Annotated in this window: 14 protein-coding genes; 5 read left to right on the top strand and 9 right to left on the bottom strand. The window is 56.6% G+C overall.

Annotated features, from left to right (window positions below):
• The first annotated feature begins 103 nt into the window (after nt 1–103).
• Both QP909_RS06315 and QP909_RS06310 read left to right on the top strand, forming a co-directional pair.
• Nucleotides 104–2,176 (top strand): bifunctional metallophosphatase/5'-nucleotidase, encoded by a 2,073-nt coding sequence (locus tag QP909_RS06315; protein ID WP_284766563.1) that lies wholly within the window; start codon nt 104–106, stop codon nt 2,174–2,176.
• Nucleotides 2,177–2,273: 97 nt separating this feature from the next.
• A complete protein-coding gene (locus QP909_RS06310; protein ID WP_284766562.1) occupies nt 2,274–2,846 on the top strand; it encodes a DUF421 domain-containing protein in 573 nt (190 codons plus the stop codon).
• 130 nt (nt 2,847–2,976) lie between these two features.
• Here the strand turns inward: QP909_RS06310 and QP909_RS06305 are convergent, their stop codons facing one another.
• Both QP909_RS06305 and QP909_RS06300 read right to left on the bottom strand, forming a co-directional pair.
• Complete coding sequence (locus tag QP909_RS06305) at nt 2,977–3,321, bottom strand: hypothetical protein (protein ID WP_284766561.1); 345 nt, start codon at nt 3,319–3,321, stop codon at nt 2,977–2,979.
• Between the two features lie 357 nt (nt 3,322–3,678).
• Nucleotides 3,679–4,539, bottom strand: coding sequence for a peptidylprolyl isomerase (locus tag QP909_RS06300; RefSeq protein WP_284766560.1), 861 nt, complete (start codon nt 4,537–4,539; stop codon nt 3,679–3,681).
• Between the two features lie 143 nt (nt 4,540–4,682).
• On the opposite strand from QP909_RS06300, the gene tpx reads away from it, so the two are divergent.
• The 3 genes from tpx (at nt 4,683) to hisS (ending at nt 7,194) form a co-directional block, all read left to right on the top strand.
• The gene (gene tpx / locus QP909_RS06295; RefSeq protein ID WP_284766559.1) at nt 4,683–5,180 is read left to right on the top strand and encodes a thiol peroxidase; all 498 of its coding nucleotides are present in this window, start codon (nt 4,683–4,685) and stop codon (nt 5,178–5,180) included.
• 83 nt (nt 5,181–5,263) lie between these two features.
• Nucleotides 5,264–5,899 carry an MBL fold metallo-hydrolase gene (locus tag QP909_RS06290; RefSeq protein WP_284766593.1) on the top strand — a complete coding sequence of 212 codons (636 nt, stop codon included), beginning with the start codon at nt 5,264–5,266 and terminating at the stop codon, nt 5,897–5,899.
• A 5-nt stretch (nt 5,900–5,904) separates the two neighbouring features.
• Nucleotides 5,905–7,194, top strand: a complete 1,290-nt coding sequence (hisS, locus tag QP909_RS06285) for a histidine--tRNA ligase (protein ID WP_284766558.1) — start codon at nt 5,905–5,907, stop codon at nt 7,192–7,194.
• Nucleotides 7,195–7,220: 26 nt separating this feature from the next.
• Here hisS and QP909_RS06280 read toward each other — a convergent pair whose 3' ends face one another.
• From QP909_RS06280 to ypfJ, 7 genes are all read right to left on the bottom strand, one after another.
• Nucleotides 7,221–7,796 (bottom strand): TetR/AcrR family transcriptional regulator, encoded by a 576-nt coding sequence (locus tag QP909_RS06280; RefSeq protein WP_284766557.1) that lies wholly within the window; start codon nt 7,794–7,796, stop codon nt 7,221–7,223.
• A gap of 10 nt (nt 7,797–7,806) precedes the next feature.
• Nucleotides 7,807–9,216 carry an L-serine ammonia-lyase gene (locus tag QP909_RS06275; RefSeq protein ID WP_284766556.1) on the bottom strand — a complete coding sequence of 470 codons (1,410 nt, stop codon included), beginning with the start codon at nt 9,214–9,216 and terminating at the stop codon, nt 7,807–7,809.
• Between the two features lie 171 nt (nt 9,217–9,387).
• Nucleotides 9,388–10,047 carry an FMN reductase gene (locus QP909_RS06270; protein ID WP_284766555.1) on the bottom strand — a complete coding sequence of 220 codons (660 nt, stop codon included), beginning with the start codon at nt 10,045–10,047 and terminating at the stop codon, nt 9,388–9,390.
• 2 nt (nt 10,048–10,049) lie between these two features.
• Nucleotides 10,050–11,162 carry an LLM class flavin-dependent oxidoreductase gene (locus QP909_RS06265; protein WP_284766554.1) on the bottom strand — a complete coding sequence of 371 codons (1,113 nt, stop codon included), beginning with the start codon at nt 11,160–11,162 and terminating at the stop codon, nt 10,050–10,052.
• 75 nt (nt 11,163–11,237) lie between these two features.
• Entirely contained in the window at nt 11,238–11,960 is a 723-nt protein-coding gene (locus QP909_RS06260) for a CBS domain-containing protein (RefSeq protein WP_284766553.1), read from the bottom strand.
• A 143-nt stretch (nt 11,961–12,103) separates the two neighbouring features.
• Nucleotides 12,104–13,690: an inorganic phosphate transporter gene (locus QP909_RS06255; RefSeq protein WP_284766592.1), complete on the bottom strand. Its 1,587-nt coding sequence runs from the start codon at nt 13,688–13,690 to the stop codon at nt 12,104–12,106.
• Between the two features lie 241 nt (nt 13,691–13,931).
• Nucleotides 13,932–14,810 (bottom strand): KPN_02809 family neutral zinc metallopeptidase, encoded by an 879-nt coding sequence (gene ypfJ / locus QP909_RS06250; protein ID WP_284766551.1) that lies wholly within the window; start codon nt 14,808–14,810, stop codon nt 13,932–13,934.
• Between the last annotated feature and the right edge of the window lie 39 nt (nt 14,811–14,849).

Genomic DNA, 14,849 nt, shown 5'->3' with positions numbered 1-14,849 from the left:
CTGCAAGGTAAATCCCCAGCAAGCGGGCTCAATTTCTCCTGCCAAGTTGTTAGTAAAGCGATATAAATTGTCCTGTTGCTTTCTACAATCTAGGAGTATTTCAATGCAGTTTCGTCGCATCGGCCAACTGGTGGCCGCCACTACTGTTTCCGCTGTCGCTCTCTCCGGCGCGCAGGCGGTAGCACAAGAAAACAAGACCATCATCTCTGTCACCAATATCACCGATATTCACGGTCACTTGGAGGACAAAATTGGTGACCCAGCAAAGGCCGGCGATGAGATCGGCGTGGCTCGCTTGCAGTCCCTTATCAAGCAGGTAAATGAAGGACAGGAATTCAACCTGACCTCCTCGGGCGATAACGTGGGCGGCTCTGCCTTTGTCTCTGCAATTTCTGATGACAAGTACACCCTTGAAGCCCTCAACGAGATGGGTATGAAGGTGACTGCTGTAGGTAACCATGAGTTTGATAAGGGTACCGAAGACCTTACAGGGCGTATCGCTGATAGCTCTGATTACCCAATCTTGGGTGCCAACGTGTTCAAGGATGGGAAGCCTCTTCTGGAGGCTTCCCACGTCGAAGAAATTGATGGCGTAAAAGTCGGCTATGTTGGCACGGTAACTGAAAATACCAAGTATAAGGTGTCTGCTGCCAAGATCCCAGGGATCACTTTTACTAATCCAGCCGAGGCTACCAATAAGGAAGCTACTCGTTTGAAAGAATCTGGTGAGGCCGATGTTGTTGTTGCGCTCATGCACGAAGATGCCCAAGGCTTTGCAGAGGACTTTAACAAAGACGTCGACGTAGCTTTTGGCGGCGACACCCACGTTGCCACTAAGGGCGAAATTGAGCGCGAGGGCGCCTTGCCACTGCAGTGGGCACAGGGACACGAGTACGGCAAACTGCTCAACGACGTTGATATTACCTTTGATAAGACTGCTAAAAAGATTACCGACATCAGTTTGAAGCAGTACGACGCGACCGCTGCAGCAAAGGTTGAACCAGATGCTGAAATCGCAGCTATTGTAAAAAAGGCCCAGCAAGAGGCTGACATCGCGGGTGCCAAGACCGCCGGTACTGTGGAACGGGCGCTGTTCCGCGGATCTGATGAGAATGCTGATTCGGGTTCTAACCGTGGTGTCGAATCTACCCTCAATAACTTCATTGCTGACGGCCAGCGTTACGCCATGAGCAAGCAGGTAGGCGAGGACATCGAGATCGGTGTGATGAACGCTGGCGGTGTACGTGCCGACCTAAAGGGCGGAGATGTTACCTACAAGGACATCTTTGAAGTACAGCCTTTTGGCAACTCCGTGATTACCGCCAAGATTTCTGGTGAAGATTTCATCAAGGCATTGGAAAACCAGTGGCAGGAGGGAAGCCGTCCACGCCTTGCCATGGGGATTTCCAATAACGTCCAGGTGGTCTACGACCAGGAGGCTGGCAAGGGCGAGCGCGTAAAGTCCGTGACTATCAATGGCGAGCCAATTGACCCGAAGAAGGATTACTCCATTGCGCTGTCTTCCTTCCTTGCTTCCAGTGATGAAGAAGCAGGCGGTGACGGCTACTTCAACGCTGGTTCCATCAAGGACAAGAACGATGTGGGCTACATGGACACTCAGGCCATGATCGACTACATCAAGTCGGGTGAATCGGAGGTCCGCACGGGCCAGGGCCAGATCGGTGCACACATTGAGGGAGACGTGAAGCCGGGTGAGGAAATCACGGTGAACCTGTCCAGCCTCAATTACTCCACCGACGGTGAGCCGATGGCGAAGAAGGCAACCGTGAAGTTGGGCGACGCTGAGCAGACCGTAGACATCGACAACGCCGCACAGGAAGGCGATGCGCAATTTGGTGAGCGCGGTCGCGCAACGGTAAAGCTCACCGTTCCGGAGAACCTGAGCGGTACCCAGAACCTGGAAATCACTACCGACGCCGGCACTAAGGCAACTCTGCCTCTCGAGGTAAGCGGCGAGGGCTCCGAAGAGCCGGGAGCTAAGCCTGCGCCAAAGGGCTCTTCCTTGTCCTCCAACGGCTCTTCCGTGGGTGGCGCAGTATTCGCCATCGTTGCAGCGCTGGTAGCTGGAGTTGCGGTTGTGGGCATGAACCCGCAGATTCTTCCTGCCCCAGCTCGCAAGATGATTGAGGACCTGCGCAAGCAGTTCCACATCTAGGACAGCATAGCACTAGGCGGAGCGGCTCTTCCTGAACGGGGGAGTGACGCTCCGCCTTTTCTGTATGTCTCGCGGCTGCCAGGTAACCTAAGCAGTCGTGGATACTCTAGAACTCTTCCTGCGCGAAATTACTTATCAGCTGGGTATTGAATGGCACCGTATTCCCGTTGTCGTGCTGGCTACTTTGGGTATCTATCTATCCTTCATGGTTTTGGTGAAGGTATTTGGCTCTCGTGTGCTTACGTCCATGACGGCCTCAGATGCCATCATCATTATTATGTTTGGCGCAGTCGCCGGCCGTGTCATCGTCGGCAATCCGCCGACCCTTGCCGCCGGCGTCATCGGCCTGACCACGCTGATGGCGCTCGAAGCTGCCTTCGGTACGATTCGCAAGGTAGTGAAGTGGACGCGCTTTCTGGACCGTCGTCCCATCCTTTTAGTCTTTAGCGGCGAGATGGTTGAAGATAACCTGACGCTGGCCCACATTACAGAATCGGATATCTTCTCGGCGGCGCGTAGGGCCGGCATTAGCCGCATGGAAGACGTACAGATAATGATCCTTGAGCCTACAGGCCATATCTCCGTCATCAAGGTCGGTCAAGCCATCGACCCGGAGCTTTTCAAGGACCTCGTGGGGTCTGAATACATCGAAGACGCTAAAGACGCTTAGGACACACGCCAAAGCTTGGCAAGAAACGTAGAGAGCATCCCTGAGCTCCCTTTGCCCAAGGGCACACGAAAAAGCCGCCGCCTTCCACTAAGGAAAGCAGCGGCTTAAGAATCGCTATGAAGCGGTGACCTTACTTGGTGCCGAAAGGCAGGTCGAGGTACTTGTTAGCGAAAGCAAACAGGGTGCCCAGAGCGCCGATAACAGCGGTGACAACACCGATCCAAGCCTTGATGTCCTCTGCCTTCTCCTTGGAGGTGCGGTTATCTTCCTTCTTGGAGTCGTCAGTCTTGGAGTCATCAGACTTGTCAGCTGCGTAGTCGTTGTCAGAGGAAGAAGACAGGCCCTCGACGGAGTTGGTGATCTTGGAGGACAGGTCGGAGGTGGTGTCCTCAGCGTTAGCAACGGTGGTGCCTGCGAAAGCGACGGACAGAGCGGTTGCGCCAGCAACGAGTGCCTTGCGGGAGAAAAGCTTCATTTTTTGATTCCTAACAAGCTTGGTGTGTTCAAAGACGTTTCAAATACTAGACAGGCTGACAGCCTTCCGCAACAGTATTGGCAGGTTTTTGTTCACTGGCTGAACTAGCTGAAAGTCCACTGTGTGCTGTGTGTTTACTACTGTTGCTGTTGTGATCCGGGGGAATTTTAGTGTTCTCGTGTTTCTGCAGCTTAACCCTCATAATCGGGCTCAGCTTAATTTAAGGAAAGGATAAGCCCCGGCGCATTCATTCACGGAGTGTGTGGTGAATGGCCGGGGCTTTGTTCCCGCCCCCGTTAGGGGGTGTGGTGCGGTGGGGTTAAGAGGGGGCGTCGCCAAGCAGGGCTTTTCTGCCGCCTAAGCCTTGACGGTTGCCTTCTTAATCTTGACTTCCTTAGCGGGCTTGCCATCTGGTTGGCCGCCTTCGACGCCGTTCTTGGCAATCTTATCCATCGTCTTCATGCCCTTGTCGGTGATGGTGGCGAAGTAGGTGTAGTTCGGGGCCAGCTCAGAATCGTCGTAGTTGAGGAAGAACTGGGAACCATTGGTGTCCGGGCCGCTGTTGGCCATGGCGACGGAACCGCGCGGGTAGACAACGGGGTTCTGTGCGTCCTTCTCTTCGACCTCGTCGGTGGGGTACTCATCGCCAAAGCTGAAGCCAGGTCCGCCGGAACCGGAACCGGTTGGGTCGCCGCACTGCAGCACGTTGAGCCCACCCGAGGTCATGCGGTGGCAAACGGTGTCGTCGTAGTAGCCCGACTTGGCCAGCTCAGAAATAGCATTGGTTGTACACGGCGCCTTGGCGCGGTCCATTTCCATCTCAATGGTGCCCTGATTGGTCTCAAAGGAAACGGTGACGGTGCCCTTGGTGGAAATATCCTTGCCGTTCGGCTTCTTCGCGCCGTTGGACTCTTGACCGTTGTCCTCATACTTACAGGTCACGGTATCCGGTAGGGCCTTGGCGCGCTTGTCAGCGATGGGTTGCGCCTGTGGCGTTTCTTGCGAGGTCTCAGCTGCGGAAGATTCCTCAGCCTGTACGTTTTCATCGTCGCCTTCGCGGGTAGACAAGAAGTAGATGCCGCCGACGAGGGCGAGGATTACTACGAGGGAGGCGGCAACAACGCCTAGCGGACGTGCCTTTTGCTTGCGTTCGCGGGATTTTAGCTCGCGCTCGAGCTTGCTCAGCGCCTCTTCGCCGCGCTTTTGATTATTTGGCACCGGGAGTCAACCTTTCTAGCGATTTTCGGTGGCATGATTCAACCTGACCGAGTTTAGCGGTTCCCTACAGCTGAGAAAGCGTTGGCATGGAAAATAGAGCAAGTTAATAGCTTTTAGGCCAAATCATAAGTACGCTGGCATCTGTGGTTGAACCAGATTTTACCGATCCGCCAACGCCCACCGTTGGTGAACTTCCCGCAGTGGGAGATCCGCTGCCCGAATTTGAACTCATCGGTACCGACCTGCGTCAGATTACCAATGAGACTTTTGCGGGCACGCGCCTTATTATTTCCATCTTGCCCTCTATTGAAACCCCTGCCTGCCAGGAGCAGCTGCGCCGCTTCCATGAGCAGGTGGCGCATCTAGGCAACACTAAGCTTCTTGCCGTTTCTCTTGATTTGCCTTTTACTCTCAAGCGTTTTTGCGCAGCTGATGGCATTGATGATGTCATCGCCGCCTCCGCATTTCGCTCTGACTTTGGTGAGAAGTTCGGCGTGACCGTGCGCGATTCCGTCCTAGAAGGCCTGCTTGCCCGCTCCGTGCTGGTGGCTGATGAAGACCACAAGATCATCCACACTCAAATGGTTCCTGGCGTGGTCACCCAGCTTGATTATGACAAGGTGTGGGACATTTTGCGTTAAGCCGTTCGGTGTTGCCGGCCTCTGCTCATCAAGAAGATGGGGGAGGCCGGCTCCTTTTTATGGAGACAGCTAGGGTAGTGGGTATGGAAATCTTCGGTTTTACTGCCGGTCCGTTTCAGACCAATACTTATGTGATTGTGGAAGGCCGCCGCGCCTTCATCGTGGATCCCGGCATGGACGCGATGGAAAAAGTCCTCGAGCATGACTTGGACTATGAGGCTATCGTGCTCACCCACGGCCATATTGACCACACCCGGGACGCCGGGTCTTTGGCAGAAAAGCTCGACATCCCTGTTTATATCCACCCTGCTGATAGGTTTATGCTCGATAGCGGCGAAGGAGTGTCGCCCCAGGCCCAGGAGCTTTTCGACGCCGCCCATATGACCCCCATCGATGACCTTCGCGAGCTCCATGATGGCGAAACCCTGGAACTTCTTGGTCATACCTTTGCTCTCAAACACGCGCCTGGGCATTCGCCGGGATGCGTGATGATTGTTTCCGAGGACTTTGCTCTAACAGGTGACGTGCTTTTCGCCGGGGCCATTGGGCGCACCGACCTACCTCACTCGGACCCAAATGCCATGCAGAAGTCGCTTGCTGGCCCAGTATGGAGCCTGCCAGATAACCTCGACATTCTTCCCGGCCACGGGCCTGCCACCACAATGCGTAAGGAGAGGGCGACCAATCCCTTCTTCGCTACATTGAGGGAGGTACTGTAATACCCGTGAGTAATAAGAAGCAGTTCCAAGCCCTGTCCGCCCCCAAAGGTGTCCCAGACTATTTCCCACCGCAGTCGGCCGCATTCTATAAGGTGCGCCAGACCATGGTGGAGCAGGCACATCTCTCCGGCTTCCAGCACATTGAGCTGCCCATTTTCGAAGACACGGCGCTTTTTGCCCGTGGCGTAGGCGAGTCCACCGACGTGGTGTCTAAGGAGATGTACACCTTTGCGGATCGCGGCGACCGCTCCGTTACTTTGCGCCCAGAGGGTACCGCCGGCGTGATGCGCTCGGTCATCGAGCACAACCTGGACCGTGGCCAGCTGCCCGTGAAGCTCAACTATTTTGGTCCGTTCTTCCGCTATGAGCGCCCCCAGGCTGGCCGCTACCGGCAGCTACAGCAGGTCGGTGTAGAAGCTATTGGCGTGGACGATCCTGCGCTTGACGCCGAGGTCATCGCTTTGGCGGATCGTTCCTTCCGCGCGCTGGGGCTTAGCGGCTTCCGCCTCGAGCTCACCAGCTTGGGCGATCGCAACTGCCGCCCAGCTTACCGCGAGAAGCTGCAGGAATTCCTCTTTAAGCTCGACTTGGATGAAGAGACCCGCCACCGTGCAGAGATTAACCCTTTGCGCGTGCTGGATGACAAGCGCCCGGAGGTCCAAGAGCAGCTTGCCGACGCCCCCTTGATGCTCGACCACCTCAATGACGAATGCCGCGAGCACTTCGAAACCGTTACCGGCATGCTGGACGATATGGGCGTAGCTTACGAGATTAATCCCCGTATGGTCCGCGGTTTGGACTACTACACCAAGACCTGCTTCGAGTTCGTTCATGACGGACTCGGCGCGCAGTCCGGCATTGGTGGCGGTGGCCGCTACGACGGGCTGATGGCCCAGCTAGGCGGCCAAGACCTATCTGGTATCGGCTACGGTCTGGGTGTCGACCGCGCCTTGCTGGCGCTGGAGGCTGAGGGCATCACCCTCGATGGCGTTGAGTCCCGCGTGGACGTCTTTGGCGTTGCACTGGGTAGTGCCGCCAAGCGCACCATGACCGCCCTGATCAATGACCTCCGCAAGGCTGGAATCTCTGCGGATATGTCCTTTGGAGACCGCGGCCTGAAGGGTGCGATGAAGGGCGCCGACCGCGCCGGCGCACGCTTCGCGCTGGTCTTGGGTGAACAAGAGCTAGAAAATGGCACGGTTGCGCTCAAGGACCTTGCCGCCCATGAGCAGCACGACGTCAAGGTTTCGGACCTAGTGTCCGTACTTGCTCGGGAAATGAACGGCGAGGCCTAAATTTCTTTGGTCGATGGGCATCGCGCTTAGGCGCGGTGCCCACTTTTTAGGCCTGCCAGAAAGAGATCAATGATCTTTTCCTGTATATCCGGCTGGTAGGCCTCGATATCAACCTCGCGGGGTCGTGCCAGGCTCAACAGTCCCACAATGAATTCGAGGTGGGTGACGCCGGGGCCAATCTCGCCTTGCTTTTGGCCCAGCTCAATAAACCGTCGGCCGTTGCGCTCCAGGAGGTCGCGCTGGGCGATTAACTCAGGGCTAAGAGAGTCCAAATCCTGAGGGACGAACGCAGGAATGAGCGTGTTTAGTCCCATTGTCAGGATATGGGTGGCGTAAGTGCGGACGTAGTCTTCTCCAGAATGCGTAGAGTTTTCAAAGTCCGCGATGAGGCGCTGTTGAAACTTGGCAAAGGCATTACCCATATATTCCGCGCACGCGCGGATAAGGCTCGCGCGGTTGGGGAAGTTGCGGTAGACCGTAGCCACGCTTACGCCAGCCTGCGTAGCCACCTTTTCCAAAGCGACATCATCGCCGTGGGTACGAAAAAGCTGGCACGCCGCGGCAATAATAGCGGTACGGCGATGAAGGGCATCTGCGCGCATGGAGTCCTTTTTAGCACTCCACCTGCGAAACGCTAAAGCCCATGGTCTTGGCCAATCCGCCCAGGGAGGTCTCCTTGTACTTGGAGAGCATATCGCGGCCGGTTTCAGCCATGGTTTGTACCGCATTATCCAAGGTCACGTGGTGAGTGCCTTCGCCCATTTTGGCCATGCGCGCGGCGTTGATGGACTTTACCGCGCCAATGGCATTGCGCTCAATACACGGAATCTGCACCAAACCGCCCACTGGGTCGCAGGTAAGGCCCAAATTATGCTCCAAAGCAATCTCCGCGGCGTTTTCCACCTGCGCCGGGGCTGCACCCAGCAGCTCTGCCATGCCTGCGGCGGCCATAGCGGAGGCGGAACCCACCTCGCCTTGGCAGCCAACCTCGGCTCCGGAGATGGACGCGTTTTCCTTGATAATCATGCCGATGGCACCGGCGGTCAATAGGTAGCGCCGAGCTGTGGAACGGGTGAAGTCTGCGCGGAAATCGCGCGCATAGTGCAGAACTGCTGGAATGATGCCGCACGCGCCGTTGGTAGGTGCAGTAATGACGCGGCCACCGGCAGCGTTTTGCTCATTAACTGCTAGGGCGTACAGGTTAACCCACTCCATGGCGGAGAAACCGCAGCTGGTGTCGTCCTGGTTTTCTAGCAACTGTGCATACATCTTCGGGGCACGGCGTGCCACACGCAGGCCACCTGGAAGAAGCCCCTTGGTGGAAATACCCTCGGTTACGCATTCACGCATGATGTCCCAGACTAAATCAAGGTGGCGCAGAACGTATTCCGCTCCGCCTTCATCGCGGTGCAAGGCTTCCTCGTTGGCAAGTACGATCTCCCAAATTGCTTTGTCATGAGCCTCGCAGAGGTTGAGCAATTCTTCGCCCGTGGTGAACTTATAGGGAACGGAGTCATCTACCTGGGCGGCGGCTACGCCGGCAGGAACCTCATTGCTTTCGGCGACTTCCGCATCGAGCTCGGCGCGGGAGAGGATAAAACCGCCGCCGACAGAGAAGTATTCTTCCTTTTCTGCGAGGAGGTTGCCGTTGTCATCCCAGGCGCTAAAAATCATGCCATTCGGGTGCTGGGGCAGCGGTTCATTATCAAAGACGATCTCATAATCCACCGTGCCGCGGGGACCAGATATGGTTCCTTCGCTGGGGATAAAGCCGCCCGCGTGGGGCTCGGCGTCGATAGGCACGCTCAGCGGATCCCAGCCGGCGAGCCCAAGGATGACGGCGCGATCGGAAGCGTGGCCACGGCCGGTGGCGGAAAGCGAGCCGCGCAACTCCGTATATACCTTAGCTGGGTGCTTCTCTAGGGAATCGAGGAATTGCTTAGCCGCGCGCATGGGCCCGACGGTGTGGGAAGAAGAAGGGCCAATGCCGATGGAAAAGATGTCCGTGACGCTAATTGTCATATTTAAGCTGTGCCGAACCTTTCTGAAGGGATAGCTATCGGGTGCTTGCTGTGCCGCTATTTCGGTCAGAGCTGGACCCAAAGGGTAGAGGCAGATTTTATGTGACCAGGGTAGCGAAAGTCACACCTTCTATCAATCGCCGTCTATGCGTAGCACTGCTCTCGTTGTGGCTTATTTGCCGTACCCATTCAGGAGCTTGTCAAGGGGGATGAAGTTCTCCTTTGCTAGCCGGACGGTGGAGCGGCCTCCCAGCCCGGTGGGATCGCCGGCAATTCCGGGCACCCTGTCTCGCGGGGCAACTATCTGGTCAGCCAGCTGGATGGCAGAGCGCTCAATCCGGGAGACGATGCGCTCTCCCTCCGGAGTGCCTAAGTCTTCTGCGGCCTGGAATACGCCAGTTGGCACGATGTTGGCGTGGAGTTGGTTAAATAGCGGGCGGAGCGCGTAGTCCAAAATGAGGGAATGGCGCGAAGAACCGGCCGTAGCTGCGATAATGGTGGGAAGGTTGTCGAGGGCATGGGGCTCCAAGGCGTCAAAGAACATCTTGAAAAGGCCCGAATAGCTGCCTTGGAATACCGGGGTGACGGCGATGAGTCCATCGGCATCGGCAACTTGCTGCTTGGCTCTAGCCAAAAGCGGTGTGTGCGCAGTCTGATCGGTCATGGCGGTAGCTAGTTCGAAAGCGAGATCGCGGACCTCAATGACGTCGATGTGGACTCCTTCACCGCGCGCGGAGATTTTGGCGCGGGTGGTTTCTGCGAGCATGTCCGCCAGCCTGCGAGAGGATGACGGCTGCGAAAGACCAGCTGAGATAACGAGGAGGGAGCGCATAACTAGTTCTCCTTTCCTGGGCTGACCTGAAGGTGTGAAGGATGAGGCTCAGAGAGCAAGCTTGCGTGCGTCGGCGGGTCAGAAGGCACGTGGCTCGGGCGGCGCTGCGCAAAGCGGCGTCGCAGCTCGGGAACAACCTGCGTGCCGAGAATTTCTATCTGCTGGAGAACTACCTCTTGGGGCAGTCCGGCATGATCGATGAGGAATAGCTGGCGCTGGTAGTCACCGGCCCAGTCAGCGAAGCTGAGGGTCTTTTCAATTACTTGTTCTACGGTGCCGACGGTCAGTGGAGTCTGCGCCGTGAAGTCCTCGAGGCTTGGCCCGTGGCCATAGACTGGGGCGTTGTCGAAGTAGGGGCGGAAGAAGTCTTTAGCTTCTTGTTCGGTCTCGCCAATGAAGACTTGGCCGCCAAGTCCGACGATTGCTTGGTCCGCTTGGCCATGGCCATAGCTTTCAAAGCGACGGCGGTAGAGGTCTACCATCTGGGCGGTGTGTTCCTTATTCCAGAAGATATTGTTGTGGAAGAAGCCATCGCCGTAGTATGCGGCTTGTTCAGCGATTTGCGGCGAACGAATGGAGCCGTGCCAGACAAAGGGCGGAATTCCATCCAGCGGTGCCGGAGTAGCGGTAAACCCTTCTAATCCCGCGCGGAACTTTCCTTGCCAATTAACAACTGGCTCACGCCACAGCCTGCGCAGCAGGTGATAGTTCTCAATAGCCAAAGGAATTCCTTGCTGGATGTCTTTGCCAAACCAGGGATAGACCGGGCCGGTATTTCCGCGGCCGAGCATGAGGTCTACGCGGCCGTCAGCAAGGTGCTGCAAAAATGCATAGTCCTCTGCGATCTTTACAGGGTCATTGGTAGTAATCAGCGTGGTTGCAGTAGATAGCTGCAAGCGCTCCGTCTGCGCGGCGATATACGCCAAGTGTGTTGTAGGAGAGGACGGAACGAAGGGCGGGTTGTGGTGCTCGCCGGTAGCAAAGACATCAAGGCCAACCTCTTCGGCTTTAAGCGCAATTTCCGTTAGGTTGCGGATGCGCTCAGCCTCAGTGGGGGTCTTTCCTGAGATGGGGTCAGTGGTCAAATCCCCAATACTGAAGATGCCGAATTGCATGGTTGCCTTTCTATGCGGTGCACAGGAGTACAGATAGACGCAGTGCCGACTGCGGGAAAGCCGACTGCGGGAGAATTATTCCCATTCTAGGGCATCAAAAAGTGCCGGTAGATCGGCCGGTGCAACGAGGCGCAGGGGCCTCTCAGTGACCTTGCCGTGTTCCGTGATGACCGCGGCGCATGGGTGATGTCCTTGGTTGTCGGTTTCTGAAAGGGCGTCCACCGTTTCCTGCACGCTTACTGTGCGGGCAAGAAAGATAGCGCGATCACTGGGTTCTTTGTATTCCACAATGTCCGCGATGTCCGCAGCATCGAGCACGAGATTATCGCTGAGGTCTCTGGCTACCCATCGAGCGATAGTGTTGGTGGTTAGCAAAGCGGTGAAGCGGCCCTCATCATAGATGGGGATTTGGGAGAAGTCTTTATCCTTTATGACGTTAAATGCCTCCATGATTGATGTGGCAGATGTCAAGGTAAATACCTTTTGTGGCTGCAAAACGTGGAGTGCGTCGGGTGGGGAAACCACTATGTCTCGGAGGGCGGAGATTTGCTTGACCACTGCTTCGTGCGGTTCAGCGATGGGCTCTGATTTGTAGTAACGCCCGTGGGCAATGGCATTGCGAAGGTTAGAAAAATCTTTCAGTGCCTCGGCTTGCTTGCCAGAAAGCATGTGTTTGTCTCGTGCCTTATCTACTATCCACCAAAAGGAATCTGAGTTCTCAGCGTTGAGAGCCGAGCGCAAGTGTTGTTCTATGTCGTTGAATGCGGCCAGGAATGCAGTAGCTCGGTGCGCGGTCATATGGGCCAGTGTAGAGAAGGGGGGCGTCGCCAAGCAGGGTGTTAGTCCAAGCCACCCAATGGAAAATCCGCTAGCCCCGGCTCGATGGCCGGTGCGGCTAGCGGATGAAAGGGGTGCCGAGGATAAGCGGCGCTGAGCTACCCCTAGAAGACTACGCGCAGCACCGACACGGTAATGGCGGCGATGACTGCGGCGGCTGGGAGCGTAATAACCCACGCCAAGGCGATAGGCTTCATCAGGTTCCAATTTGCTGCCTTGTTGACAATGCCCACGCCCAACACGGCGCCGATGAGGATGTGGGTGGAAGATACCGGAAGGCCCAAGATCGATGAACCCATCACCACAGCGGCGGCGGCAAGCTCAGCAGCGAAGCCGGAGGAGGGGTGCATTTGGGTTAGGCCCGAGCCCACGGTCTGAATTACGAAGCGGCCGATGAACCACAGGCCAGAAATCAGGGCGATGCCCATGGCAATCATGACGGCAACCGGCACGGCAGCCTCATCGTTTACTTGGCCGGTCTTGAGGACGTCAATAACCGCAGCGAAGGGGCCAATGGCATTGGCAATGTCGTTGGAACCGTGGGAGAAGGCGAAGGCCGAAGCGGTAAATACCTGCATCCAAGAAAAGAGAAGAAAGGTGGACTTAGCCAGCGACTTCTTCTTCAGGGAGCGGGCGAAAATGAAGACGGCCATCCATACCACTGCGCCGACCATGCCCATAACCAACAGGTTCTGAAGGACGCTGAAATCGAGTCCAGTGTGCTTTAGACCCTTGAACATCACCATGGCGGAAATGATGATTGCGCCAAGAGCGGCTAGTACCGGTACCCAGCTTTCCAGGGCGCGGTGAGCCTTGACATCATCCATGTCCTTGTTGAGGTTATACAGATCGCGGTAATACTCAGATTCCAGCTGCTCCGGATCGAAGTCTTCTTCCGCCACCAAGGCGGCGTCCCGGGCCATGGCGTTGGTGTAGCTAATCTGCTGGATCTCATTGAGGCGAGCAAAGCGAGACTTGTGCTCTTGGCGCAGCTCCGCGCGACGGGTCTTGATTTCGCGCAGTTTTCGGTCCGCTTCCTCGTTGTAGACCAAGATTGAGGTCTTAATCCATTTGAACAGGATAAACGCGGCGAGACCGCCGAGGACAGGGGAGAGCACCCACGAGATGGCGATGGTGCCAATCTCGCCCCACTGCACCATGTTCCAGCTGCCCTTGCCGGTGACAAAGCCGACCGTGAGCGCAGCGCCGACGATGCCGCCGACGATGGAGTGAGTGGTAGATACTGGCCAACCCATACGGGTGGCAACAAGGAGCCAGATGGCCGCACCCAAGAGGGACGCCATCATGATGTAGACGAATTCCATGGGGTCTAGCCCATCGATGGCGTCAAGGTCGACGATGCCAGAGCGCACGGTATCGGTAACTTCGCCGCCGGCGAGGATGGCGCCGGAGACCTCAAAGATGGCGGCGACAACGAGGGCCTGCTTCATAGACAGCGTTCCGGCGCCTACGGAGGTACCGAAGGAATTGGCGACGTCATTGCCGCCAATATTGAAGGCCATGAAAAGGGCGAAGAGAATGGCGGTGCCAAGGAGAATGGGCTTAGAGCCGTCGACGTAGTCGTGGCCCCAGACCATAAAGCCGATGAGGGTAACGGCGGTAAGGCCGCCAAAAATGGCGTGCCAAATCCAGTCGTTGCCCTTGCCATTGACGGCCTCAATGTCCGTCATCTGGGTGGTAGGGGTAGACACAGAAAGAACCTTTCAGTCAAGCGTGCACGAGGGGTATGGCCGCGCTTGTCAGCGTGGCGAAAAGGATTCTCAAAGGAAATTCTTATGTAGAGAATGCACGCTTAGACTAAAGGCTCTAGGTGTCGGGAAAGTGAACTCAAGATGTGGAGTTCGTAAAAGCAATGTGGCTATTTGCGAACATAATGGCCGCCGCTTTTAGATGACGGCCACGTTGTGAGTATTAGCCGCGGTAGGCGCCGCGCTCAAGGGTGTCGCACTGGGACATTTTGCCGGAGTTATATCCGGCAAGGAATGCCTTCTCACGCTGCTCGGAGGAACCATGCGTCCAGGAGTCGGGCTGGACCTGGCCGCCGGATCGGCGCTGGATATTGTCATCGCCCACCGCCTGGGCAGCCGCGACAGCGTCTGAGACCTGTTCCTTAGTAATCGGCTCGAGCAAGGGGTTATCGCCCTTGTCGGCGTAGGAAGCCCACAGGCCTGCGTAGCAGTCAGCCTGGAGCTCGATCTTCACCGCGTTGGAATCGGCGCCTGGGTCGTCATAGTCCGACAGGCCGAGGGTGCCCTCAAGGTTTTGAATGTGGTGGCCGAACTCGTGCGCCACGATGTACATGCGGGCCAAAGGGGCATTTTCCGCGCCGAAGTTGCGCAAGGAATCAAAGAACGCGGTGTCGAAATAAGCGGACTCATCGCGCGGGCAGTAGAAGGGGCCAGTAGAAGAAGAGGCCGCGCCACAACCGGTATTAACGCCGCCGTGGAAGACCACGCGCTCCGGCTCGGTGTATTGGATATCTGCCTGTTCCGGCAAGACCTTTGACCAGACGTTATCCACGCTGCGACCGGTGAACTCTACAAGGCATTCATCCTTGGTGTTGCCATCTTCTGCAGTTTCACATTCGGGGCTTTCGCCCTGTGCAGCGCCGTCGGATTGGGTCTGCTCGCTGCCCAGAATTGCGCCCAAGTCTGAGGGGTTGCCGCCCATGAGGAGGAAGAGGCCTACGAGAACAATCGAGCCGATGCCACCGCCAATGGCGATGCCACCGCCGCCGCCACCCGAACGCGCTTCCTTGCCGCCGAAATCGGCACCTGATCTAAAAGTCATGCCTAAATAGTGCCACATGGTCCCCTCATACACAGGATG

This window comes from Corynebacterium sp. MSK195 (assembly GCF_030228885.1).
Classification (GTDB): Bacteria; Actinomycetota; Actinomycetes; order Mycobacteriales; family Mycobacteriaceae; genus Corynebacterium.
This window is presented reverse-complemented; position numbering and strand designations above follow the sequence as displayed.

Excerpts from the sequence above, each read along its gene's own strand:
- QP909_RS06315 (WP_284766563.1), top strand. The coding sequence starts at position 104 with ATGCAGTTTCGTCGCATCGGCCAACTGGTGGCCGCCACTACTGTTTCC.
- QP909_RS06290 (WP_284766593.1), top strand. The coding sequence starts at position 5,264 with ATGGAAATCTTCGGTTTTACTGCCGGTCCGTTTCAGACCAATACTTAT.
- QP909_RS06255 (WP_284766592.1), bottom strand. The coding sequence starts at position 13,690 with ATGACGGACATTGAGGCCGTCAATGGCAAGGGCAACGACTGGATTTGG.
- ypfJ (WP_284766551.1), bottom strand. The coding sequence starts at position 14,810 with ATGACTTTTAGATCAGGTGCCGATTTCGGCGGCAAGGAAGCGCGTTCG.
- QP909_RS06265 (WP_284766554.1), bottom strand. The coding sequence starts at position 11,162 with ATGCAATTCGGCATCTTCAGTATTGGGGATTTGACCACTGACCCCATC.
- QP909_RS06305 (WP_284766561.1), bottom strand. The coding sequence starts at position 3,321 with ATGAAGCTTTTCTCCCGCAAGGCACTCGTTGCTGGCGCAACCGCTCTG.
- QP909_RS06275 (WP_284766556.1), bottom strand. The coding sequence starts at position 9,216 with ATGACAATTAGCGTCACGGACATCTTTTCCATCGGCATTGGCCCTTCT.
- QP909_RS06260 (WP_284766553.1), bottom strand. The coding sequence starts at position 11,960 with ATGACCGCGCACCGAGCTACTGCATTCCTGGCCGCATTCAACGACATA.
- QP909_RS06270 (WP_284766555.1), bottom strand. The coding sequence starts at position 10,047 with ATGCGCTCCCTCCTCGTTATCTCAGCTGGTCTTTCGCAGCCGTCATCC.
- QP909_RS06280 (WP_284766557.1), bottom strand. The coding sequence starts at position 7,796 with ATGCGCGCAGATGCCCTTCATCGCCGTACCGCTATTATTGCCGCGGCG.